This is a genomic window from Pseudomonas guariconensis (genome assembly GCF_024127895.1).
Taxonomy (GTDB): Bacteria; Pseudomonadota; Gammaproteobacteria; order Pseudomonadales; family Pseudomonadaceae; genus Aquipseudomonas; species Aquipseudomonas guariconensis_B.
Genome location: NZ_JAMYBK010000077.1, coordinates 1 through 514 on the forward strand (window position 1 = coordinate 1; position 514 = coordinate 514).

The following is a 514-nucleotide window of genomic DNA, read 5'->3' on the forward strand; positions in this document are numbered from 1 at the left end:
GATGGGCCAGTATGGTTACCTGACCCTGGATGCCCAGGGCAACGCGGTCTACCACGCCAACCCCAACAGCGTGGCCCCGGCTGGTGCCACCGACACCTTCGTCTACACCATTCGTGATGCGGACGGTGACGAAAGCACTACGACCATCACCATCAGGATTGATGACTGCTCGCTGATCGCTGGGCCGGACAGGGAAGTGACCGTCCATGAGAAATCACTTGATCTGCTCAAGGACGGTAATGACCTGGCGGCCGGTACTGTCGAGGGTAGCGATCCGAGTTCGACGGGTGAAACCGCTTCCGGGTCCCTGGCCGGTTCCGTCAGTGGCGGCGTGGGTGCGCTGACGTTCAGTCTGGTGGGTAATGCCGTTGGCCAGTACGGCCAGATTCAGCTCAACAGCGACGGCACCTACACCTATACGCTGACCTCGGCGCCGCAGTCGCCGAACCCTGGCAACGACGGTCCGAATACCGTCACCGAATCCTTCACCTACCAGGTCAAGGACTCGTTGGGC

Annotated in this window: 1 protein-coding gene; it reads left to right on the plus strand. The window is 61.3% G+C overall.

Annotated features, from left to right (window positions below):
* Positions 1 to 514, plus strand: a 514-nt coding sequence (locus NJF35_RS24620) for an Ig-like domain-containing protein (protein WP_253091626.1), incomplete at both ends; no start/stop codon positions are given.